17 protein-coding genes are annotated in these 22,476 nt (G+C 56.5%); 7 read left to right on the forward strand and 10 right to left on the reverse strand.

What is annotated here, in order from left to right; genetic code table 11:
* Positions 1 to 273 (reverse strand): type II secretion system protein (locus tag VGE80_RS06385; RefSeq protein WP_440592075.1); only part of this gene is annotated, 273 nt, incomplete at its 3' end.
* A 546-nt stretch (positions 274 to 819) separates the two neighbouring features.
* Between VGE80_RS06385 and VGE80_RS06390 the strand changes: the two genes are divergently transcribed.
* From VGE80_RS06390 to VGE80_RS06405, 4 genes are all read left to right on the forward strand, one after another.
* Positions 820 to 2,217, forward strand: a complete 1,398-nt coding sequence (locus VGE80_RS06390) for a YncE family protein (RefSeq protein ID WP_440592076.1) — start codon at positions 820 to 822, stop codon at positions 2,215 to 2,217.
* 302 nt (positions 2,218 to 2,519) lie between these two features.
* Positions 2,520 to 3,938, forward strand: coding sequence for a DUF3526 domain-containing protein (locus tag VGE80_RS06395; RefSeq protein WP_440592077.1), 1,419 nt, complete (start codon positions 2,520 to 2,522; stop codon positions 3,936 to 3,938).
* Positions 3,935 to 5,419: a DUF3526 domain-containing protein gene (locus VGE80_RS06400; RefSeq protein WP_373652145.1), complete on the forward strand. Its 1,485-nt coding sequence runs from the start codon at positions 3,935 to 3,937 to the stop codon at positions 5,417 to 5,419. The genes VGE80_RS06395 and VGE80_RS06400 overlap by 4 nt, the downstream gene beginning before the upstream one ends.
* 16 nt (positions 5,420 to 5,435) lie before the next feature.
* Entirely contained in the window at positions 5,436 to 6,137 is a 702-nt protein-coding gene (locus VGE80_RS06405; RefSeq protein WP_373652146.1) for an ABC transporter ATP-binding protein, read from the forward strand.
* 94 nt (positions 6,138 to 6,231) lie between these two features.
* Here the strand turns inward: VGE80_RS06405 and VGE80_RS06410 are convergent, their stop codons facing one another.
* The 8 genes from VGE80_RS06410 to VGE80_RS06445 all read right to left on the reverse strand — a co-directional run bounded on the left by VGE80_RS06410 (position 6,232) and on the right by VGE80_RS06445 (position 18,019).
* On the reverse strand, positions 6,232 to 7,530 hold the full coding sequence (locus VGE80_RS06410) for an MFS transporter (RefSeq protein ID WP_440592078.1): 1,299 nt from the start codon (positions 7,528 to 7,530) through the stop codon (positions 6,232 to 6,234).
* A 136-nt stretch (positions 7,531 to 7,666) separates the two neighbouring features.
* Positions 7,667 to 10,123 (reverse strand): N,N-dimethylformamidase beta subunit family domain-containing protein, encoded by a 2,457-nt coding sequence (locus tag VGE80_RS06415; RefSeq protein ID WP_440592079.1) that lies wholly within the window; start codon positions 10,121 to 10,123, stop codon positions 7,667 to 7,669.
* Positions 10,124 to 10,256: 133 nt separating this feature from the next.
* Positions 10,257 to 11,681 (reverse strand): DUF1501 domain-containing protein, encoded by a 1,425-nt coding sequence (locus VGE80_RS06420; RefSeq protein ID WP_440592080.1) that lies wholly within the window; start codon positions 11,679 to 11,681, stop codon positions 10,257 to 10,259.
* Between the two features lie 184 nt (positions 11,682 to 11,865).
* On the reverse strand, positions 11,866 to 14,271 hold the full coding sequence (locus VGE80_RS06425; RefSeq protein ID WP_440592081.1) for a DUF1553 domain-containing protein: 2,406 nt from the start codon (positions 14,269 to 14,271) through the stop codon (positions 11,866 to 11,868).
* Between the two features lie 26 nt (positions 14,272 to 14,297).
* Entirely contained in the window at positions 14,298 to 14,966 is a 669-nt protein-coding gene (locus tag VGE80_RS06430; protein WP_440592082.1) for a GntR family transcriptional regulator, read from the reverse strand.
* A gap of 17 nt (positions 14,967 to 14,983) precedes the next feature.
* A complete protein-coding gene (locus VGE80_RS06435; RefSeq protein ID WP_440592083.1) occupies positions 14,984 to 15,886 on the reverse strand; it encodes an alpha/beta hydrolase fold domain-containing protein in 903 nt (300 codons plus the stop codon).
* Positions 15,887 to 15,895: 9 nt separating this feature from the next.
* Positions 15,896 to 16,804, reverse strand: coding sequence for a dihydrodipicolinate synthase family protein (locus VGE80_RS06440; RefSeq protein ID WP_397569965.1), 909 nt, complete (start codon positions 16,802 to 16,804; stop codon positions 15,896 to 15,898).
* Between the two features lie 15 nt (positions 16,805 to 16,819).
* Complete coding sequence (locus VGE80_RS06445; RefSeq protein ID WP_373652154.1) at positions 16,820 to 18,019, reverse strand: enolase C-terminal domain-like protein; 1,200 nt, start codon at positions 18,017 to 18,019, stop codon at positions 16,820 to 16,822.
* Between the two features lie 475 nt (positions 18,020 to 18,494).
* Between VGE80_RS06445 and VGE80_RS06450 the strand changes: the two genes are divergently transcribed.
* Together VGE80_RS06450 and VGE80_RS06455 are read left to right on the forward strand one after the other, a co-directional pair.
* A complete protein-coding gene (locus VGE80_RS06450; protein WP_373652155.1) occupies positions 18,495 to 19,862 on the forward strand; it encodes an APC family permease in 1,368 nt (455 codons plus the stop codon).
* A 185-nt stretch (positions 19,863 to 20,047) separates the two neighbouring features.
* On the forward strand, positions 20,048 to 20,383 hold the full coding sequence (locus tag VGE80_RS06455; protein ID WP_373652156.1) for a DUF2004 domain-containing protein: 336 nt from the start codon (positions 20,048 to 20,050) through the stop codon (positions 20,381 to 20,383).
* 87 nt (positions 20,384 to 20,470) lie between these two features.
* On the opposite strand, the gene VGE80_RS06460 is transcribed toward VGE80_RS06455, so the two are convergent.
* Positions 20,471 to 21,001, reverse strand: coding sequence for a dihydrofolate reductase family protein (locus VGE80_RS06460; RefSeq protein WP_373652157.1), 531 nt, complete (start codon positions 20,999 to 21,001; stop codon positions 20,471 to 20,473).
* Positions 21,002 to 21,555: 554 nt separating this feature from the next.
* Between VGE80_RS06460 and VGE80_RS06465 the strand changes: the two genes are divergently transcribed.
* Positions 21,556 to 22,413 (forward strand): pirin family protein, encoded by an 858-nt coding sequence (locus VGE80_RS06465; protein WP_373652158.1) that lies wholly within the window; start codon positions 21,556 to 21,558, stop codon positions 22,411 to 22,413.
* Positions 22,414 to 22,476 lie beyond the last annotated feature (63 nt).

Raw genomic sequence — 22,476 nt, forward strand, 5'->3', positions numbered from 1 at the left:
CTGGTCGATATAGGGAAGTAGCTGAGCCTGGGCGGAATAGCCTGTGCTATTGGAAGAAATCAGCGGAAGGACGCGGTGAGAACTTTCGTAATTGTGCAGGGCCAACCCGAGTTGCTTCAGGTTGTTGCGGCACTGCGTGCGACGCGCTGCTTCGCGAGCCTGCTGGACCGCCGGCAGTAGCAGAGCAATCAAGATTGCAGTGATCGCAATCACGACCAGCAGTTCGATGAGCGTGAATCCGTGCAGATTCCGCAACCAACGGGGACGAGTCATACCAACCTCCTAAGAAATAAAAACATCTGAGGGCGGCTCGGAGTGGTCCACCATAAGTCACGATTCGCCATAGACACCCCGCCGTCGAAATGATCCTATCGCCCCAAAACCGCTTTTGCAACTCTTGTGCATTTAGATTTCATATGCACATGCATTGCATCTTGATTTCGTTGTCGTTAAGCTCCGGCATGAAATAAGTCGGCAAGGGGCCAGCAAGCTTTTTGTTCGTCCTCATCCGTTCGGATTGGCAATGCCTGCGACGGAAGCGGATGAAGAGGCCTCATGAACCGAGTACAGGTGATGACATTTTCAGTCGTCGTTCCGGTCGCCCCGAGGATTAAGGGGTAGCGAGCGATCGCGGGCTGGCGAACCTCCTTTGTTCTACCGACGGGGTCAGGGGACGAGGCCGCGCACCGCGCTGCAGTAGTTCCTCAAGCCGGGAATTCCGACTCGCACTGGCCGCCCTCAATGAAAATCTGCTTCCGGCCCTAAGCAGCCCTGCGCCTTCACATGCAACCCATAACGTTAATCCTGGAGAACTACTCGATGAGATCGAATCTGCGAAGTCAGCGCGGCAAATTGACGGGCTTTCTCGTGCTGACGGTGATGTCCACGTTCTGCATTGCGTCGAGCACAGCCGCTTCAGGCCAGCCGGAGCCCATGACACGGATCGTCTGGCAGGATCGGGACAGGAAAACGCTGATGTGGGGAGATCTGGTCAAAGCCGGAGCCAGCCTGATCCTCAAACCGGGAGGGCCTGTTCATGGTTTTCCCAAGCTTGACAAGGAACGTCACGAACTGGTGCAGATGGAGCGCATTGGAAATGTCTTGCTTGTCGGAGTACGGGATGATGATAGCGGCCAATTTCTCAGCGGGTGGGTCGCAATTGATCTGGGGGTTGACGAGATGCCGCACGGCGATCATTCCGATTTCACCTATCGCAGTCCCCCGCAGGTGCTGGCCAGTGTACTCGACCAGTCTCAGGGAAATCCGGCCCACCTCTATGTCTACGACAAGGCGTTTTACCTGGCAAATGACAGTCTGTCCGGTTACACGCGGCTGACTCCCGCACAGTTGACGGGACCTGCCGACCAGCGGAAGGGAACATTTCATCGCGGCGGCGGTGCGCACATCACACTGGCCGCGGTTGATCACAAGGTGGGATATGGAACGTGGATCCCCGGCGGAGGTCCCGATAAGGGCCGAATCGATGTTTCGGATCTGACAAAAACCGGCGACGACTCAATCGCTTATACATTCCATCTGCCTGTTGGCGGACTCCATGGTGCGGTTGCCAACTCTGGCCGGATCTTCTTCGCCCCATCCGATGGTGTGTACTGGGTCGATGCCGACCTGGAGCTGAAGCAGAAGGCAGAGACGGTCGTCATCAATCACCTCTCTCTGGGCAAAGACAAGGATTCCGATCGCCCCCTGCGAACCGGGGCATTTACAAATCATCGGAACTGGGTGCTCTTTACAACCGGCGCGTTGGAAAACTCGGCTCTCTGCCTGCTCGACGCCGCGGCTCCTCAACCCGCGATCGTCACGTTGCCGATTTCCATATCGGATGGGCTTTCACTGGTGACGCCAGACGCCTTCGCAACGGCCGGAGGCAAGCGATATGCCTTCATATTTCAGAATCGAAAAGAAGGTGCCGTTCAAGAGAAGCTGACGATTGTTGATCTCGATCCGAATGGAGACCGGGACTTTGCCGATGCGGCGATCTCGAAAACGATTGACGTCGGTCCCAGCCGTGTAGAAGGTCACTACGGACATCACACGATCAGTGTGGACGATGATGCGAAGTTTGGACTGATCTCGAATCCCGGGAGCGGAGAAGTGTGGGTCATGTCGCTGGCTGAACTGAAGATTGTCGGCAAATACAAAGTGGGCGGGATGCCAACCAAGTTGATCGTTGTCGGCGGAGAAGAGAGCAAGCACTGAGGGGGCTTTCCGCTCGCTCTAAAGAAGCAGGCTGGGAGTGGGACGAGCAATCCAGCAACGGAAGTTCTGCTCAAAAAATTGCGGGGACACGCATTTCAGCTCACAGCCTGCTGGAACCGGGACAGGGTCCGATGCCGCCCCGACAGCAACGGGGAACTCGCATTACTCAAGGGCCTGCGCCGGCTGCTTCAACAGCTGTCAGCACCTCCTGCAAGCAGAGTGTCAGAATTCGGACTCTCTCTATTTTTACGAATTGGCACTCAATTCCTGCCTATCCACTTTGTGAACGTGAAACGAAACCAATGCTGTGGACGATTGCCAGAAAGGAACTGAGCGAACTCGGGCGCGATCGCTCCGTCGTGGCTGTACTGGCGACCTACGTGATGATGTTGTTTATCAGCTGTCTGGTGTCTCAATGGATCTGGGCAGAACGAGCCTCTGCCCAGGCGTGGCGGCAGCACGCGGCGCGCGAGGACTGGCTCAACCAGCCGACGCAAAGTCCTCACCAGGCCACGCATCGTGGGACCGTTGTCTATCAACGCCCCTCTCCCTTGGCGGGGGTCGATTCCGGAGTCGCCCCCGAACTGGGAACAGAAATTCGGCTGGAAGCTCATCAGCGCCACGAGACGGTCAATGCGGCGAGAGAGAACCACGTCAGAATGCTGCGGCTCGATTTTATCACTCCTGCCTTGTTGCTGCAGGCGATATTGCCTCTGGTGATCATTCTGATCAGCCACGGTCTCATGTCGCGCGAGCATGAGCAAGGGACCTGGGGGCTTCTCGCCAGCGTCGGCCTGACCTGGCGGAAGGCCGTGTTTGGCAAATGGTTGGCCGTGTATTGCGTCGCGGTTGGACTGAGTGTTCCCGTCCTGCTGACGTTAATTTTAACGGTAATCTGGCCTCTGCGAGGAATCGAGATGTCTTCACAGGAGCTTGCAGTTCGTGCGGCAGCTCTCTACGGATCGAACCTGCTCTACCTGGCAGGTTGGTGCGCGGTCGGCACGGCATTATCGGCTCGCTTCTCTGCAGGGACATCGTTCGTGTTGTTGATCTCGTGCTGGGCAATCTGGACGCTCATCCTGCCACGTCTGGCAGTCGACCTGGCTGATTCGCGTTTTCCACTTCCCGACGAACGGAGCCTGCGTGATTCCCGTGCTACGGCAGTGCGGCAGGGGTCCGACGGCCGTCATTCCCTGCAGGAATTCCATGCGGCTCTCGAGCAGGACCTGCTTCAGAAATACGGCCTAGCGAAGTTGACGGACTTACCGATTGACCTCCGGGCGGCGCGCCTGCTGGCCGGTGAAAAGTTTACGAATGCACTGGACGATCAGGCAGAGAGACAGATCAGCGAAATTTTTCAGCAGCAGTATCGCGTTGTCGAAGACCTGGTCTGGTTCTCTCCTTACCTGTCAATCCGGTCGATTTCTTCCGCACTGGCCGGCACAGATCGTGGTCATCACGACACCTTCATCAACGCGGCCGAGCAATATCGCCGGGCATTCGTTGAGTCGATGAATACTGCGGAAATGGAACGGCAATTTCCTGGAACTGATGCGGCAGCGGCAAGAGCCTTTTGGAATCAGGTGCCTGAGTTTCAACAGCACTTTCCTTCTGCAACAACTGTCCTGAGCGCCCACCGTCGGTCATTGGCAGGACTGTTCTTCTGGTGTCTCGCGCTGGCGATGCTCGCGTTACTGCTCCCACGAGGGGGACTGTCTTGAAAGTTTTCGCTGGCATCACGACCGAACTGAGACGCGAATGGCATCTGGCGGTCTCAGACCCCGCTGTACCGGCAACTCTGGGCGTGGCAGCGGTGTTGACATTGCTGGCCCTGCTTTCGGGAATGCTGCGCACTCAGGAACGATGGGAGCGGCAACAGATTCTCGAGCAGGAAAACGTGCAACAGCGTGCTTTTTTGGAGTCCGCTTTTGATGACGATTCCACTTCGAACAGGGAACTAAGCGGGCTGACGCAGGCTCAGCAGGATCGTCGGTCAGAGTTGCAGATGTCTGCCAGATCCGCCGATCTTCTGAGATTCACGGGAGGCCATTGGCGTGCAATGCTTCCCCCTTCCGTGCTGGCAGGGCTGTCGACTGGTGCCAGTGGCGAATGGCCCGATCATTACGACCATGCCGGATCTTCAATCACTGCCACGGTGTCACGAACGATGCGCACCAGTCCCATCCTCGCCGCGGTGGGAACATTTGACCTGACATTACTGATCGGGGCCATACTCCCTTTGGCAGTCATTGGCCTGACTTTCAACGTGGTCGCTGTAGATCGGGAACTGGGGCGTTGGGATCTGATTCGCTCGCAGGCGACATCAACGTTCCGGCTCGTCGTCATACGCAGTCTCATCCGTGTTACCGCAATCGCCTTGGTCGTCTTCCTGTTGACGGTCTCCTGGATACTCATCGCCCCCGTCGGCGACGTTGACCTGGTCGCGATCAGGAACATTGCTCTCTGGGGCGGGTGGCTGTTTGTTTATCTTGCCTTCTGGGGGGCTTTGGCGATCCTGGTCAGTTCCTTCAAGCTTTCGTCATCCGGAAGCGGATTGCTGCTGTTGCTGTGTTGGTACGTGCTGGTCCTTGCGGTTCCATCCGCTGTGGAGCATGCGATCAATACTCGCTTTCCACTGCCCCGTGCTTCGGATCTCATCGCCATGGAAGCCGACGTCAGAAAGCAGCTCGAACAGGATGTGGACGTCGTCTGGGCCGAATTCCTGCAACGCCATCCTGGCATCACGCTGGACGAGGACGATCCTCAACGGGAATTCGTGCTGCGTGATCTTGCTCTGATCAAAGCCATCCGGTCAGAAGCCCATCAGAGAACAGAAGAGTACTTTCTTAGATTTCGACAGCGCGAAGAGCAATTGGACCTCTGTCAGATGCTCTCGCCGCTGCTCGCCTGGCGGACAGCGGCTGATCAATGTGCAGGAACCAGTCTGCGCCACTTCTTGGGGCTGGCACGTGAGACAGCTGCATTTCACGATCATTACCTCAGTCATTTCGAGACTCTATCACTTGAGGGTCGCGAGCTGATGCTGACAGACATGCGAGAACTTCCGAGGTTCCAGGTCAAGAATCTTCCCTCGCAACTGGATCAAGCCCCCTTACTGTTGTCGGCAACATCCTTGTTGCTCTGGACCGCGATGGGCGGTTGGACGAACTGGCAAATGATGCAACGAAGTGACAGACATTAACTGTAGAAAATCCAACATGCTGGAAGCCCGAGAACTCACCAAAGCCTATCGCTCACATGTGGCGCTGAGCCAGCTGAATCTGTGCATTCTACCGGGCGAAGTCTTTTGCCTGCTGGGCGCCAATGGCGCTGGCAAATCGACCACCATCAAACTGTTCCTGAATTTCATCAGCCCGACTTCTGGTGAAGTAAAGATCAACGGCCTCAATCCCCGGGCCCATCCCGCACAGACCAGATCCTGGCTCGGCTATATTCCAGAACAGGTCTCGCTGTATCCTCGCCTGTCAGGGATTGAGAATCTGAGATATTTTGCTTCCCTGGCGGGAGAAAGCAACCTGCACCGTCAGCGACTATCAGACGCATTGAAACAAGCGGGGTTGCCTGAAAGTGCGATCGATCGAAGAGCAGCCGATTATTCCAAGGGAATGCGACAAAAAGTCGTGATCGCCCTGGCACTTGTCCGTCGCGTCAAGGGCCTGTTGCTGGATGAGCCGACCTCGGGGCTTGATCCTCAAGCGGCACACGAGTTCTCGCGAGTCCTGCGTCAATTGAGCGACGAAGGTGTGGCAATCCTGATGGCCAGTCATGACCTCTATCAAGTTCGCCAGATCGCCTCACGAATCGGCATTATGCGACAAGGCGTTCTCGTCGAAACATTCCAGTCAATGGACGTCAGTCATTTAGAACTGGAGCAACGGGCACTGCAGTTGATGAAATAACGCAGTTGATTTGCCGAAAGGCGCGATGTTTCATGGGACTGAGATTCGTGAGTCATCCGGTGGGTCGGTTGGATTACCAGATGGCATTGGAATTTCAGTCGACAGGCTGGTCGTCAGTCTTTTGCGTTTGGGCGACGGGGTCGATTCCCCACCAGAGCAGGGCACCAACGATGACGATGGCGCCGGCAACGGCCAGGCTCAGTTTCCAGCCAAGAACTTCTCCGTAACGTGCAGCGAACAGGGCTCCCAGCCAAGGAGTGATATAGGGCGAGATTGTTCCCCCCAGGTTTCCGACGGTATTCATCAGGCTGCCAGTGATACCGCCATAACGACCGCCCAATTCCACGGAGGTTGTCCAGAACGGGCCTTCGCAGGCTCCGATCAAGGCGGAAGCGATCGCCAGTGAGATAAAAGTGAGTTGAGGATCGGAGGTGATGAGGCCCAATTCGAATACGGCCCCGCTGGCAATCATACCGATGACGGGAACGATGGCTCGCCTGAGCCGTGGCGAAAGCGATTGCGGAACCAGGTCTGTCAACCAGCCACCGCAGACCATGCCGAGACCCATAGCACCCGTAATGATCGTCGAATAGTCGCGAGCAACAGACTTGTCCAAATGTTGAATCGTCTCGAAGAAGTATTGAATCCAATAGAAGAACAGATATTGGAAGTAGCCGTACGCTCCGTAGCTCAGTGCGATACAGATGACGCTGCGCTGCAGCAGGACCGGGGAGATCTCCCCAAGCGACATGGTCGGACGCTTCGTCACTGCCCGATGAACATCGGCGTTCGTGTTCGGACGTGTGCTCAGTGTCCAGATGAGTGTCACAATCAGCGTGACAACGCTCGAGATAATGAGGGCCGTTGACCAATCGAAGTTGTCAATCATCGATCCCATCACACGGTAGGTCGATGCGATCCCAATGATCGCCCCGAAGGTGACCAGCCCGTTGGCGAAAGCCCGAGATCGGGGGGCGACACGTTCACACACCATCGCTGCGGACGCGGGATGTAGAGGAGCATTGAAGATTCCAAGGGCTGAACGGATCACAACGAGACTCGTCCAAAGAGCGAGTGCGTCGCTTTGCAGAGCAGACGCTGCGGCATTCAGTCCAACGAAGACGACGGAGCCGAAGCCCCAGAATATCAGGGCGGCGCGAGCCCCGTATCGATCGATTAACCAGCCACCAGGCAACATTGCCAGTGTGTAAGAAAGCAGGAACGCAGAATAGACCAACCCCATCCTTTCCGGGGTGAGCCCATATAGGGGAATCAGCCGTTCGCTGCCGATGACAGAAATGCTGATGCGATTGAAGTGTCCGCAGGCGACAACCAGCATGAGCAGTGGAACTGTTCGACGCAGACCATCATTCGTCGCAGTGGATTCTGTCAAGGTTACAGTCCAATGGTCGTCACCCGTCGCGGCCTGATAAGCCGGAACGGGCGCGACATAAGGTTAATGGCAAATTCTGCGGCACTCCATTCGAAGGTTCGGCGCGACAGATCCAATCTGCCGCGATGATCCGCAATCATGCTCGTTGCTCAGGCTGGCAGCCAAAGTGACTCAGCACATTGTGCATCAAGTTCGACCAACTCGGGTCGCTTGCAAGTGTTGAGCCGGAATTGATGGAGCCGGAATGAAAGACGTTGCCTCCACCGGGTCGGTTCCACAAAATCATTTCGGCGGCCGCGGTGAGCGGAGGCAGTTTGTCGGGCATCACAAGTCGTTGGAAGTAGTCCCAGGCAAATGCAATTTTTTTCGGATCGGCGTAGCCATCCGCAAGCAACGTCATTCCCGCGGGATCTTCTGTGGGTTGAGTGCCGCCGGGGGGTGCTGCTTCGACCAGGTATTTGGCCATCGTTGAAACTCGCACGTCCCCTTCGTGACCGATCGGTTGGGGGAACGGCTTGCCAGGTGTACCGCCGAACGTGTCTCCGGACTTCAGGTTCAGGGGTTTGGGTCCCTTGAAGAGGAAATGGTCAGGATTTCGGACGACATACGGGCCGACGCCGGGCCAGCCAACCCCCTCAAGCGAGAAATATTCCAGACCGAACAGACGCCACGCCGGGAAGCCACATTCTCGTGACATGCCGCCACGCTGGCCGTCATGACTGTGCCAGAGCTCGCCCCGTCGTTCGGCCGGGATCGCTGAGCCCGGTGCGTCACACTTACGACACTCCATGACAGTCGCATCTTCGTTGAACGAGACGCGCCAGAAGGCGGTATTCCCGGACAAGACAACGGCGTTGCCGCCCCGATCAAGATAACGTCCCATCGCGTTCATGGCTTCGAACGACCAGTATTCACTGTGCCCGACGACGAAGACCGCCTGATATCCGTCGAGCAGATTCGGATCGAGATGCAGTTCGGCATCCGTCAAGACGTCGTACGAGTAGCCCTGCGTTTCCAGCCAGACCTGAGTAAATCGGTCCTGCCGACTCAGATGGCTATAGTCCCATTCTTCGGGCCCCATCAAGACATACGGACCGACGACCGGCCAGGGCATGCGGAAGCCGAGTTGATAGGTTCCCTGTCCAGCACGATGAGGCCGATAGAAGCAATAGGCTGGAGGATCACCTTCACTGTTTGCAAACCCATTATTGCCGATCGACTTCTTCAATCCCTTCCAACTGGGGCTGAATGACGTGGCTGAATAGGCCTTCCAACTGTTCGTTGCGCAGATGAGCGCGATTGGGGCTTTCGCGCGCGAGGCAGCCTTGTTCACGATGAAGATGGTATGATAGAGCCGCTCTTCGCCGTCCAACTGAAAGCGGATCCGTCCGACATACATCCCCGAGCGCGCTGTTGCCGGTATGCGATACTCATGCGACACATCCCATCGGCAGTCGAACAGGTCGTCGGACGACAATCTGAGGCCATGGCCTCGCTTGGGATCTTTGAAGGGATCATAAGTTCCGAATCGCTCGACGGCCGCATTGAAGCTGGGGCCGCCAATCATCCACGTTCCAAGATTGACGATGCGAGCATTTCGTCCGTGGCCACTCGAATCCGCGACGAGATCGCCACGTTCTTCGTCTAACCGCCAAGACGCCAGCAGTTCCGGGTCGGTTGGAGCCTTCAATCCCTGCGTTGCCATGCGCGACGCAATCTCAGCAGCGGTAAGTGACTTTCGATAGAGTGCGGGCATCGCGATGTCGGCATCGAGCAGGGCGGCCGCGCGCCCGTTCTGGCCTGAGGCACCGACCCGTAGCGGTGCCGTTCCCGGACGGAACGGCCCCGAGTGCTGCCACTCACCGACTTTCACACCATCGACCCAAACCTGCTTTGTCTTGCCATCGTACTGGGCGACAACGTGATGCCATTTGTTTTCGAGCACCGAACTGGGTGTGTTGTCGGGATAGGTTTTCAGTCCTTCAGGGTTAATGACCATCTTGAGTTGATCAGGCGGGGTCGTATGAAGTTTTTTCTCGTCGTAGACACCACCATCGCCCAGATAAAACCCCAGTGAGCCATCTTCGTTGACGAACAGTGCAAACCCGCAGGCATCTGCGTCGTCGAACTGGCTGACGATTGCCTGCCGCTCCAGGGTTCGCCACCGCTTGGTCCACAGTTCGATCGCGAATTCCGACAACTCTGTTTTGGCATCCAGCGGTTTCTCGACCGCGAGATAAGATCCGGTATGGATCGCCTGCACGGCTGCAGGAGACGAACCGAAGCTGTGAAGCACCTGATCACGGGACGGGCTATCAACATCCGTCCCCAAGCGACAGACCTGCAATTCATAGGGATAAGAACTGCTCACTTGGAAGCGGATGATTTCGCCCGCAGCAACATTCACTTTGTCCGTATAGGCATGAACCCCGTCCACGATCTGTGCTCGATGTGGCGGAATCGCTTTCGATTCGGCTTCACGTTTTGGCTGCGAGGCCGCCTGAGCGGCATTTCGCTCTGTTGCGTTCAAGCCGGCTGACGCCAGGACACTGCTCGCAACGGCGAGGAACTCACGACGCGTTGGATCGGACATTCGTTGTCTCTCTTAGTGAGGAATTCAAAAGTCAGAAGGGGGGGGTACCGTGGAGGATTCATGACCGTCAGGACTCGGAGGCATGGACAAGACTCAGCATCCCGCTACCCATCGCCTCTGTTGGGTTGCGACATCAGGCGAGGATTCCATCGACGATCTCACCGTGCACATCCGTCAGCCGGAAATCACGGCCGGCATAGCGATAGGTCAAACGTTTATGATCGAGGCCAAGCAGGTGCAGGATCGTGGCGTGGAGGTCATGCACATGAACCTTGTCCTCCGTGGCGAAGTATCCATAGTCGTCCGTTTTCCCCCCGGTCAGCCCCGCTTTGACACCGCCACCCGCCAACCACATGGTGTAGCCGTGCGGGTTATGGTCACGACCGTCAGCGCCTTCGCAGGTGGGGGTACGGCCAAATTCTCCCCCCCAGATGACAAGCGTATCGTCCCAAAGCCCACGCTGTTTCAGGTCCGTCAACAACCCCGCAATCGGTTTGTCGATGGCGTGCGTCAAGTGAGTATGATCTTCCTTGAGCCGACTATGAGCGTCCCAGCCGCTCAGGTTGCATTGCACAAAGCGGACGCCGCGTTCAGCGAATCGCCGGGCGAGTAAACATTGCGTGCCGAACTCGGCCGTCGCGGGATCCTCGAGTCCGTACAGTGCGTGCGTCGCTTTTGATTCCTTTGTCAGATCCTGCATTTCGGGTGCTTCGGTCTGCAATCGGTAAGCGAGTTCAAAGGAAGCAATACGCGCATCCAGATCGCTGTCAGGTCCACGCGTCAAAGCCTGGCGATGGTCCATGGCGGCGATGAGTTCGATCTCCATCCTTTGCAGATCGCGGCGAGCCTTTCCGTCACCGATAAAGGGAATCTGGGCTTCCTGCGGCTTCAATCCGTAGTATCCCAGCGGGGTGCCCTGGTACGCGGCAGGAAGAAACGCCGATCCAAAATTGTTCGCCCCACCTTGCGAGAGATCTTGGCAGATCGTGACGTAACCGGGGAAGTTCTGGTTTTCTGTTCCCAATCCGTACGCGATCCACGATCCCATACTGGGGCGAACAAAGGTGTCGGTTCCCGTATGCCATTCCAGCACGGCACCTCCATGACGGGAATTGGAACAGTACATCGAATTAATCATGCACAAGTCGTCGGCGTGACGCGGCAGTTCGGAGAACAGGGAACTCATCCAAATCCCGCTTTGACCGTGACGTTTGAAGTCGAACGGCGTGCCAACGAGATTTCCCATGCGATTGGGGAATGAGACGACGCGGGGGCGACTCTCGGCGGGCAACGGCTTTCCACTGTCTCGGGTGAGGAACGGCTTGTAGTCGAACGTATCCAGATGCGATGGCCCGCCAAACATGAACAGTATAATCACCCGTTTGACGCGTGGGGTGAAATGAGATTCTTTCGGCGCAAGTGGGGCCTCCGAACCAGATCCCTTTTCGGCCAGCATGGCAGAGAGAGCCAGACTGCCAAATCCAGCTCCCATGCCAGACAACAGATCACGTCGTGACCAGACAGGCTGGCAAGGTATTGAACGAGGTTGAGGCTTCATGTCTGGTTCTCCGTGACTCTTGCTATGTCAGCCAATGCATCTCCGAAGACGCGCGAGAGTTTTGAATTGAGCAGAGACTTTGGGATTGCCCGAGAGTTCATCATCGTTTTCAGCAGCCTGTCAAGCAGCGGTCGCGGTGACATGCCTCTCGGTTCAGCGGGTAAGTTTGAGAATGAGGTTCTGTTTAATTGATGTAGATAAATTCATTGGAGGAGAGCAGTGCACGACAGAGCCCTTCCCAAGCAAGCTTGCGCCGGTCTGCTTCGGATTCCGTCCGTAGAGAGCCAGCTAATTGATACTGTGTCAAAAACTGGGACCATTGCTCTAGCTCGTCATCATCCGCAGCACGGCAGAACAGTCGCTGGCAGAGCTGCTGCAAACGATCGCGATCGGATGGCAGGGGTTCCGCGGTAATGGTTTCGCCCAGCTTCCGGGCCGCCTGATGTACGAGTTCCCCATTCATCATGAAAAGGGCCTGTGATGCGACGGTTGTCGTCGCCCGATCTCCGTTCAGGATTGCAGGGTCCGGGTAATCAAACGCCTGGAATACGTCATAAACAGCTCCCCGCAACACCGGGAGATAAACGCTGCGACGAGTCGATTGGTAAAGTTCAGGCTTTCGGACAAGTCCCCCGAGAGACAGATTCTGGAATGGCGTTGATTCCATGGCCGGTCCCCCCATGCCAGGGTCAAGTAACCCACTCACCGACAGCAGCGAATCACGCAGCACTTCCGCTTCCATTCGCTGTCGCGATCGATGCCACAACAGTCGATTATCGGGATCGAGCTGAGCTGCTTGCTCATTCCTGGCGGTGCTCATCTGCCAGGTCTTCGACAGTAGTATGTGACGATGTAATTTCTTTAACGACCAGCCCTCTGCGATGAACTGGCGTGAAAGAAAGTCGAGTAGCTCGGGATGACTCGGGGTCTCGCCCAGCTTGCCGAAGTTATCAACGGTGCGGACCAAGCCCTGTCCGAAATGCCAGCGCCAGACGCGATTGACCAGGACGCGAGCGGGAAGGGGGTGACTGTCGCTCGTCAGCCATTTCGCGAGTTCCCAGCGTCCGCTCGCTGATGCGGTGATCGGAAGTGTTTCATCGCTGGCAAAAATCGATGGAAAGCGGCGTGGGGCCGCGGCGCCGCGTGTCAGATGATTTCCTCGTAAACGGATTTCAAGGTCACCGATCTCTCCTTCCGTGACGGCCATCGCTTTGGGAATGAGGGCATATTCTTTCCACACCTTATCGAGTAGGTTGGCATGTGCCGTTCGCTCTTCCGGAGTCATCACGAGCGTATTACCATTCACAAGCGCATTGTCATGGCGATCAGCAATCTGCTCTAAATCTTCCAATCGCAGCGCCGCTTCTACACTACCTAGTCCCGTGGTATTCCATTTGGAATCGACGCGGAATGTGATCATCGTCTTAGTACTGCTGAAGATCCCGGCCAGGGAATAATAGTCGCTCAGCGAAAGCGGATCATATTTATGGTCGTGACAACGTGCACACCCCATTGTCAGTCCCATCAAGACACGGCAGGTGGTATCGAGTTGTTCGTCGACAATGTCGAGTTGCTGTTTGACAGGATCGTCCTCAGCCAGCATTTTGGGACCGATCGTCAGAAACCCGGTCGCGACCACTAATTCGTCACGCCTCTCCGGATCACTGCCGGCCAGAATGTCTCCGGCTAATTGCTCGTGAATGAAACGATTGAAAGGCTTGTCCGTGTTCAACGAAGTAATGACATAGTCTCGATATCGCCAGGCATCGGAATAAGCGAGGTTGTCGTCCATTCCGTTACTGTCAGCGTAACGCGCGACATCCAGCCAGTGGCGTCCCCAACGCTCCCCATACAAGGGAGACTCCAGCAGCCGGTTCACCACGTGCTCGAATGCATCAGGTCGATGATCATTGAGAAACGCATCGACTTCCGCAGGGGTCGGGGGGACGCCCAACAGGTCGAGAGTGACTCGGCGCAGCAGCGTGTTTTTGTCAGCAGCTTCGACAGGCTTTAGCCCCGCAGCATTGAGTCGTGCCAGGACGAATCGATCAATCGGAGAGGCTGACCATTCCGCATCATGTACGTCGGGCGGCTCGACTGCTCGAATCGGCTGAAACGCCCAGAACTGGCGAGCCTCTTCATCCCACTGGTTCGGTGAGTCCTTGGCTGTGGCGGCAGCAACAATTTGCGTTGATCCCGGCCAGGGGGCTCCCATTTTGATCCACGCTCCGAGAGCATCGATCTCGGCCTGTGGCAGTTTCTTCTTCGGAGGCATTGCCACGGCGCCGTCGTGCTTCACCGCAAACATCAGCAAACTTTGCGACGGCTCACCTCGCGTCAATGCGGGGCCTGATAGCCCCCCCTTCAGTAGGCCTTCCAGAGAATCGACCCGCAGGTCCGCTTCTCCCTTGCCAGAATCCGGACCATGACACTCGTAGCAATGCTCAACGAGCAAAGGCCGAACTTTTGTTTCGAAGAATCGAATACCCGCCTGGTCCTGGCCCGGCTCGCCGATTGACTCTTCTCCGCGAACAGAGGCACCACTGATCGCCGCAAGTAAGATAATGATGTAAGGGGTAATGCACTTCATGTAACGCCTCCACAGCGAAGCTGGGATTACTGTCCGATCGTTCCGAACGTTTTTCGCAACTGCAGTTGCAGGGACCGCTCGCAATGATCACGCATTGCTGCTTCGGCTGCATCGACATCGTGAGAACGAATTGCTTCCACCAATTCCGCGTGCGTGCGGTTAGGGATGGGCAGAGCGTCGTCCTGTGCTTCGTCAATCGCGAGCAACCGTACGAGATGACATGACTTGAGCGCGATTGGCAGAGAAGGAATCCCCGAGTTTTCTGCAATCTGCAGATGAAATAGCAGGTCCTTCTGACGAGCTTCTGTGAGGTTCTCTTCCACATCCACCAGCCGATCGACTTCCTCTGCCATCGCCTGCAGCTCGTCGAGCTTGCGGCTTCCAATCTGGACCGTACAACGCCGAATGGCCTCACATTCAATGGCTATGCGTAGAACGTGCTGACTTCTGACGGTTTCCGCATCGAACCGTTTCACGCGTGCGCCGTAGTTCGGCTCGAAGTCGACGAGTTGTTCGTGAGCTAGCTCGCGCACGGCTTCCGAGACCGCGGCGACCGTCACACCCAGCGATTTGGCGATCGGTCGCAAGGTCAAATGGGTTCCCGCCGGAATCCGACCGTCCAGAATCTGTTCGCGCAGATCCAAAAATGCCTGCCGAGATTTGGTCAACGCTTCGACCGGAAATTTACTTGTCATCTACAACCTCCCGATCGCTATTTCTTCAATTGAAACTGCTGTTCGAAAAACTCGAACGTCGCCTGTTCGGCCTGATGCAAATGGGCCCCTGTCAGTCCGTGTCCGCCTCCTTCGATGGGAACCAAGTGTGTCTCGACCTCGGCCGACAACAGACGCTCGTGGATCCAGACAGACTGTACGAACAACACGTCCTGATCCGCTGTCCCATGGACCAGCAGCGTTGGCGCTGCGTTGGGAGTGACCCAGAACAGCGGACTGGCACGCACATGCAGTCGTCTCGTCTGAGCGGTCAGGTCCGCTCCTAGAAAACCTTTGAATGCTTCGGGCGCTTCCTTCCAGACGCCGTATTCACGAGTGAAATCACTCGCCTGCGCCCACGCTGCGACGCAATTCACCTTGCTCGACTGATCCAGATGTGTGTGATCGCCGACGAACTCCTGAACGTCATTGGTAACCGCCAGGAACTGAGACAGATGCCCCCCCGCCGAACTTCCCATCGCTCCAATTTTGTCTGGATCGAGTCGATATTCAGCCGCATGAGCGCGTAACCAGCGAATTGAGGCTTTGCAGTCATAAATATGCGCTGGCCAGCGATGCTTTGGTGACAACCGATAGTCGATCGTTGCTGCAGCGAAACCGCGTGCCGCAAACTTTCGACAAAGGTCGTCATAGTCCTCACGGCGTCCTCCGGAGAATCCCCCTCCGTGAATGCAGACGATGACAGGAAAGGGGCCGTCCCCTGAGGCAGGTCGCGCGAGATTTAGCTTCAGTGGTTCGTCAGCCACCGTGGCGAAAACAATGTCGGGAGTCCACCTGACCTGTTCGTTCTCTGCCGACAGCCCAGAGCGGCTGAGAGCGAATACCGCTACGATGCAGGTAATGAGCCGAAATTTCAGCAACGAGTAGCAACGCCGTCGCATGATGGTACCTTAACGAGGGGGAGGGGCGAGCAGGCCCATCGAAGTCGCACAGCGACTGATCATCTGATGGCCAAAGGCATCGATTTGACGAGCCAGCCGATGCCGCACAGGCTGTTGATCGAGTGACCAGCGCCGCGCCAGGATCTCACGCGATGCCGTCACGAAATGGTTAATCGATTTCTCAAGGTACACCAGCGTCGGCAGGATTTCGTTGTAGACCGTCGTCGCTTCCGCTTCGCGTCCCGCACGGAAATGGTCATAGATACGGGACGTACGATCGACCGTTTCCATGCCTGGAATGATCCCGACAGCACCGGCTCGCAGTTGGTCGATCATGTCGAGTCCAGCACGCCCAACGAACAATTGGAAGACACCGTTGGTCTCGTTCATGAGTCGCGAAGTGACCTCGGGAGTGTCTTCCGTCTTCAGTACCGTGACATTCGGATGTTGGCGATGAAGTGATACCAGCCCGGCTGGAGTTAACTGGATCCCCAGGTAGATCGCCGCATTCTGTACAGCGATTGGGAGGGGAACGGCGTCCGCGACGGCACCGAAGAATCGCAGCAATTCCAGTTCAGACACGTCACTGACAGGCGGGGGTTGAAGGATCAGCCAGGACGCGCCCAACTCGGCAGCGTAGCGTCCGAATTCGATCTGACCGCGCACGGTGTTCTCACCGATGGTGACGGAAAGTGGCAATCGGCCGCCGAGAGACTCCGCCACAGCGGCCAGTGTCTCAAGCCGTTCCGCGGTCGACAACTTGTTGACTTCGGTCCCTAATCCCATCACACCGAGACCGTGGCAGCCACAAGCCACAACCAATTCCACTTCTCGTCGCATGATCTCAAGATCGACACGATCGTCAGGCAGATAGAATGGCAACAGCATCGGATAGATGCCATGGAATTTATCACTCACGAACGGAGATCCTTTTTACTTGAGCAGAAATTCGGCAATCGCTGCTTCATTGAGTTCCACACCCATGCCGGGCTGATCAGACAAGGTAATGTGCCCGTCGTGGGCAACCGCATCTCCGACGAACAGCTCGGACAGAAACGTGTCGCCATCACGGAAGTCGGGGGGCAGGTATTCCGACAGAGGTGAATTGACGTGCGACATGATCAGATGCTGGTTGTGGTAATTCTGCGAATGAGGCACGACCGGCAACGCGTAGGCCGCAGCCAGAGCCCAGACTTTTCTGGCCTCCGTCACACCGCCAACTCGATTCACGTCGAGCTGAACGTAATCGACGCAACCGCGCGTGATCAGTTCCTTGAACCCGTAACGAGTAAACTCGTGCTCACCACCAGCGATCGCCGTGGTCGTTGAGTTGCGAATCCGAGCATACCCATCGAGATCATCCGGGGAAATCGGCTCTTCAATCCAGGCGAGATGGTAATCCTCCAGCATGCGGATCATTTCGATCGCATACTGAGTCGTCCAACCCATGTAGGCGTCCCCCATCAGATCGATGTCGTCGCCAATCGCATCGCGAATGGTGCGGACCAGTTCGGCATTCTTTCTCATGCCTGGTCGACCGTCTTGAGGGCCATACCCGAACCGCATCTTCATTGCCGTAAATCCGGCATCAACATATTGGCGAGCGGAACTCGCCAGCCGATCCAAATTCTTGTCGGCGTAGAGCGCACTCGCGTAAGCGCGGATCCGTTCCCGCGTTTTACCACCGAGCAGGTTGTAGACCGGCTGCCCCATGGCTTTACCGAGGATGTCCCAAATCGCGATATCAATACCGCTGATGGCCTCGAGAATCAGGCCCTTGCGGCCGATGTTCAGGGTTGATCGATACATCAGCTCCCAGTTGAGCTCGGTATCGAATGGATTTCGACCAATGATGAGCGGGGCGAGCAGTTGCTCTACCGCATCCGCCATCGCCTGCGAACCGAGTCCGATCGCGCCGAGACCATACAGGCCGTCATCGGTCGTGACGCGCACGAGAACGTGGAAGACGGGATCACGTCGCAGATCAATAGGGACATTGAACACCCCCGCGCCACGCTCCCTGTTGCTCTTCCCCTCGTCATAGAGCAGATCGAGCGAACTGGTACACCACCATTCGAACGATTCAAAGTCCGGCTGCCTGATCCGCAGCGCCTCAACTCGTGATATTCGCACTCTTGCCACCACAATAAGAATTTTGTTCGAACAGTGTTTGAACATATCCTAAAAAACTTTTATGCGATGTCAATCGAGCGGGGGCAACGACATTCCCTTGTTTTGTCAGGCGCAGTTCCATCGCGTCCCGTACTCGTTTAGTGGGGAGCAAACTCTCGACGGCAGCAGAACGGAGAAAGCAGGCCACAGGTATCAAGTTCCAATGGATCAAACGACGCGTTTCCAGATACATCTGCGAGCAAGCATCAGCAGTCCTCACATCCTGTTCCCTTGTCGCTCGCTTCAAGCTTGCCCCTCGTGCTCGTGAAGCGGAATCCGGTCGCCCGCTTTGAACTGTTCGAGTCTGCGAAGTTGAAATGCTCGGCTTGTCGACTATGGTATGTTTCGTCCCGCTACCCGCGATGAGGCTGAGGCATTGTGACTGGCACAGGGTGCATCGGCAGCTTCGTCGCAGCGGTCCGCGCGGGGAACGTGCATGAATGAATCCATCCCAGATCTCTCGGCCAACACATCGTCCGCAGGATCACACCCGCAACTGAAACGAGAAGTGGGCGTTCTCGGGGCCACTATGATGGGCCTAGGTTCGATTATTGGTACGGGAATCTTCGTGAGTATCGGGATCGCCGCCGGTGTTGCGGGTCCCGCCTTCATCTTGTCGATTGCGATCGCAGCGTTGGTCGCGGCCTGCAATGGCCTCAGTAGCGCTCAGCTCGCAGCCAATCACCCGGTGAGCGGCGGAACTTACGAATATGGCTATCGCTGGCTGCATCCGAGCCTCGGTTTTATTGCCGGCTGGATGTTTCTCTGCGCCAAGACCGCCTCGGCGGCGACAGCGGCGTTGGGATTCTCTGGCTATGTCCTTCATGCACTTGGTCAGAACGAATCCACCTGGCTGGTTCCACTCGCGTTGGGAGTGGTGACTGTCGTGACCGCTCTCGTCCTGAGCGGCATTCGCCGATCGAGCATCTCAAACATCGCAATTGTCTCGGTGACGTTGATTTCCCTGATTTACTTTGTGATTGCCGGGGTGCCGTCTGCTTTGGCGTCAGGAATGACTCACCTGACTCCCTTTTTTTCACCGTTGTCCGACACTGCGTCCCCCGTCTCCGGGTTTCTGCAGTCATGCGCATTGATGTTCGTGGCCTACACCGGCTATGGAAGAATCGCGACATTGTCCGAGGAAGTGTACGAGCCCCGCCGCACGATTCCGCGGGCTATCGTCGTTACGCTTCTGGTATCGATGGGACTGTATCTGGCCGTGGGTTGGGTGAGTATCGCCTCCGTCGGAGTCGACCGATTGGCCGCGGCCGGAACATCCAATGCCGCTCCCCTGGAGAACATCGCTCGACAATTCGACGCTCCTTATGCTTCCCTGGTCGTAGCCACCGGAGCCGTCACGGCCATGTTCGGGGTCTTGCTGAACCTGGTTCTGGGATTGTCACGCGTTGTCCTCGCCATGGGGCGGAGGAAGGATCTTCCCTCGTTCTTCGCCCGTGTCAGCCTCCTCGAGGCGACACCCTATCCCGCCGTGATTCTTGTCAGCGTGCTGATTGCAGCTCTGGTACTAACTGGTAATGTCAAAACAACCTGGTCGTTCAGCGCCTTCACGGTGCTGATTTACTATGCCATTACCAATCTCGCTGCAATTCGAATGACGGAAGACGAGCGATTGTATCCTCGTTGGATTTCCTGGCTGGGACTATTGTCATGCCTCTTCCTCGCCTTCTGGGTTGAGCTCCGCATTTGGCTGGTCGGTTTGGCACTGATCACCGGCGGCGTCGCCTGGCATTGGGTGGCGGCACAATTGAAACGCCGAACTGCGGAACATGACGGGACAATTTGAGGCACGCGTCGAGACAATTGCAGAGCACAGAGAACTCGATTTTTGAGACCGCCGTCGGCGTGCAGTTGCATATTGCAGACGCATTGACTTGAGTAGAGTTTATGTTGAGCAGGAAACGATTCTGATTCTCGCTGTTGTCCTGTCGGTTGACCATCAATCTTTTTGATCGGGAGACATGATCCGCTATGGCCGCTCATCAGAACGAAATCAAGAGACGCGAATCTGCAGCACGTACCGCCATCCACCGCGCCTACGGTACAGCCGACGATGAGTTCGGAGCGACCCTGTTCGTGTCGCATCATCTGGAAGAATTGGATCCCTCGTACTGGACATCTCATTTTTCGACGACGCGACCAAACGCTCAGCAGATCCTGGAAGCTTTGGTTCTCCGGTCGCATTGGGGCGGAGACGATGAGATCGATATGTTTGATTTCACACTTCCGGGCGAAGTGACAGACTACGCCGTCTGCGTCAGTTTCGATGAGTCGGGAAAAATCATCGAGATCACCATGGAAAGTTGATGCGATCCTCGCGAACGAAAATCACCGCAGTCGGTCCGACCTGCCACGGCGGCCTGATCTTCGACGTCGCTTCAGTACGGGACAACACTAAGCGGGAACATACGTCAGTCTGATCGTGCCGTCGCCCATTTCTTCACATGTGACGAAGCGGAGCGGTGGACGCGGTCCTGCAAAGAAGGGTTTGCCGTTACCGAGTACAACAGGGTGCAAGTAGAGGCGATACTCGTCGATCAGGCCGAGTTCAGTGAGGCTCTGGGCCAGATTCGGTCCAGAGACAGAGATTTCGCCGGAATGTCGAGCTTTGAGATCGCTCATGAAGGCCTCGAGGTCATCTGAGACGAGCGTGGCATTGGGACCGACGGACTTCAACGTACGCGAGACCACCCACTTCGGTTGCCTGCGCCAGACGTCAGCGAATTCCTGTTGATCAGAATTCCACTCTGACCGGTCTTCGTCCCAATACCGCATCAGTTCATAGACATGCCGACCATAGACACTTCCGGTCAGACCTCGAACGTGCTCTACCCAGTGACGAAAAAGCACGGGACCGGTTTGCATTTTCATGTGGTCGACGTAGCCGTCCAGGGACTGGTTCATTCCGTAGACAAATTTCGCCATGACTTCCTCCGGGGAACAACTCGAAAATACCACACTATTCAAACCGCGTCGGACGAACTCAAGATCCCCCTGATCTACAGGTCGAGAGAAACGGCTTGAGACTGATGATACGATACAGTTCCCGCAGCGATTTCAAGTTCACCTGCGCAAAAGCCTGCCACAGGTCGTGATCGAGAGGCTCACCAGTCCGTTCTCGTCTTTACGTGAGCAATCCGCCAGATCTGAATTGCGGTTTTCGTGTCTACCGTAAGTCGTGGGGCAGGCACGAGTCCACTGGAGCCGAACTGCTGACAGGAACCTTTCACGTGTACCATGGCGTAGGGTGTGTATTGAGTGATCCGATCGGTATATTCCTGAACGCGGAACTTTCACTTCAGGTCGCGGGCTTTCCTGCACGGTCTGGCCGCCATTCGCAACCAGTCTTGCCTGAGTGTTCAATCCTGTCTCCACGTCGAGGAGACTTCGTTCCGCGACATCGTTGACTCTCACCCATTTCACCTGATCCCCGTCTCGACGTCTGAAACGACCGCCCCAGGGAAAGGAACGCGGCAAATATGAAAGCGCTACGTCAAATTATTTCCGGTGTGCACCCGCACTGGGTTGGTGACGGATTTCCTGTTCGGAGTCTGTTTTCTTATGCCGAGGGCAACCGGTTCGATCCCTTCCTGTTGCTTGATTACGCCGGACCGCACCACTTCGGGCCGGCTGAAGCCCCTCGTGGTGTCGGGGAGCATCCGCATCGTGGATTTGAAACCATTACGATCGTCTACCAGGGGGAACTGGCTCACCGCGATTCGTCGGGCAGCCAGGGGGTAATTCAGGCAGGGGACGTGCAGTGGATGACTGCCGCCGCGGGCGTTGTCCATGAAGAGTTTCACAGTGAGCGGTTTACGCGCGAGGGTGGTACACTGGAGATGGTTCAGCTCTGGCTTAACCTTCCCGCGCAGGACAAGATGTCTCACCCGAAGTATCAGGGCCTGGTCGATTCAGAGATTCCCCGTGTCCCGCTGCCGAATGAAGCCGGCACCGTACGGGTGATTGCGGGGACCTTTCAGGGGACTCGCGGTCCCGCGCAAACATTTACCCCGGTCAACGTCTGGGACGTACAACTGGGTGAGTCGAAGCAGGCCGAGTTATCGCTGCCTGAGGGACACACCTCACTGATGATTGTGCAGTCAGGGGTTCTCCGTATTGACGGCCAGCCCATCCACGGTGTGGAACTGGCCGAGCTTGAACGGGCTGGAAGCGAAGTTCAAGTTGCGGCGGAATCCAGCGCTCGACTGCTGGTATTGACGGGGGAACCGATCGGTGAAAAGGTCGTCGGGCAAGGGCCGTTTGTGATGAATACGCGAGAGGAAATCACTCAAGCGATTCTGGACTACAGAAATGGACGAATGGGGCACCTGACTTGACGGCAGAATTGCCGTGACGTTGTATAAGTGTCGCGAAAAACCAGGCGGATGTGAAAGCAGGAG

This window comes from Schlesneria sp. (assembly GCF_036405755.1).
In the GTDB taxonomy this organism is placed as follows: domain Bacteria; phylum Planctomycetota; class Planctomycetia; order Planctomycetales; family Planctomycetaceae; genus Schlesneria; species Schlesneria sphaerica.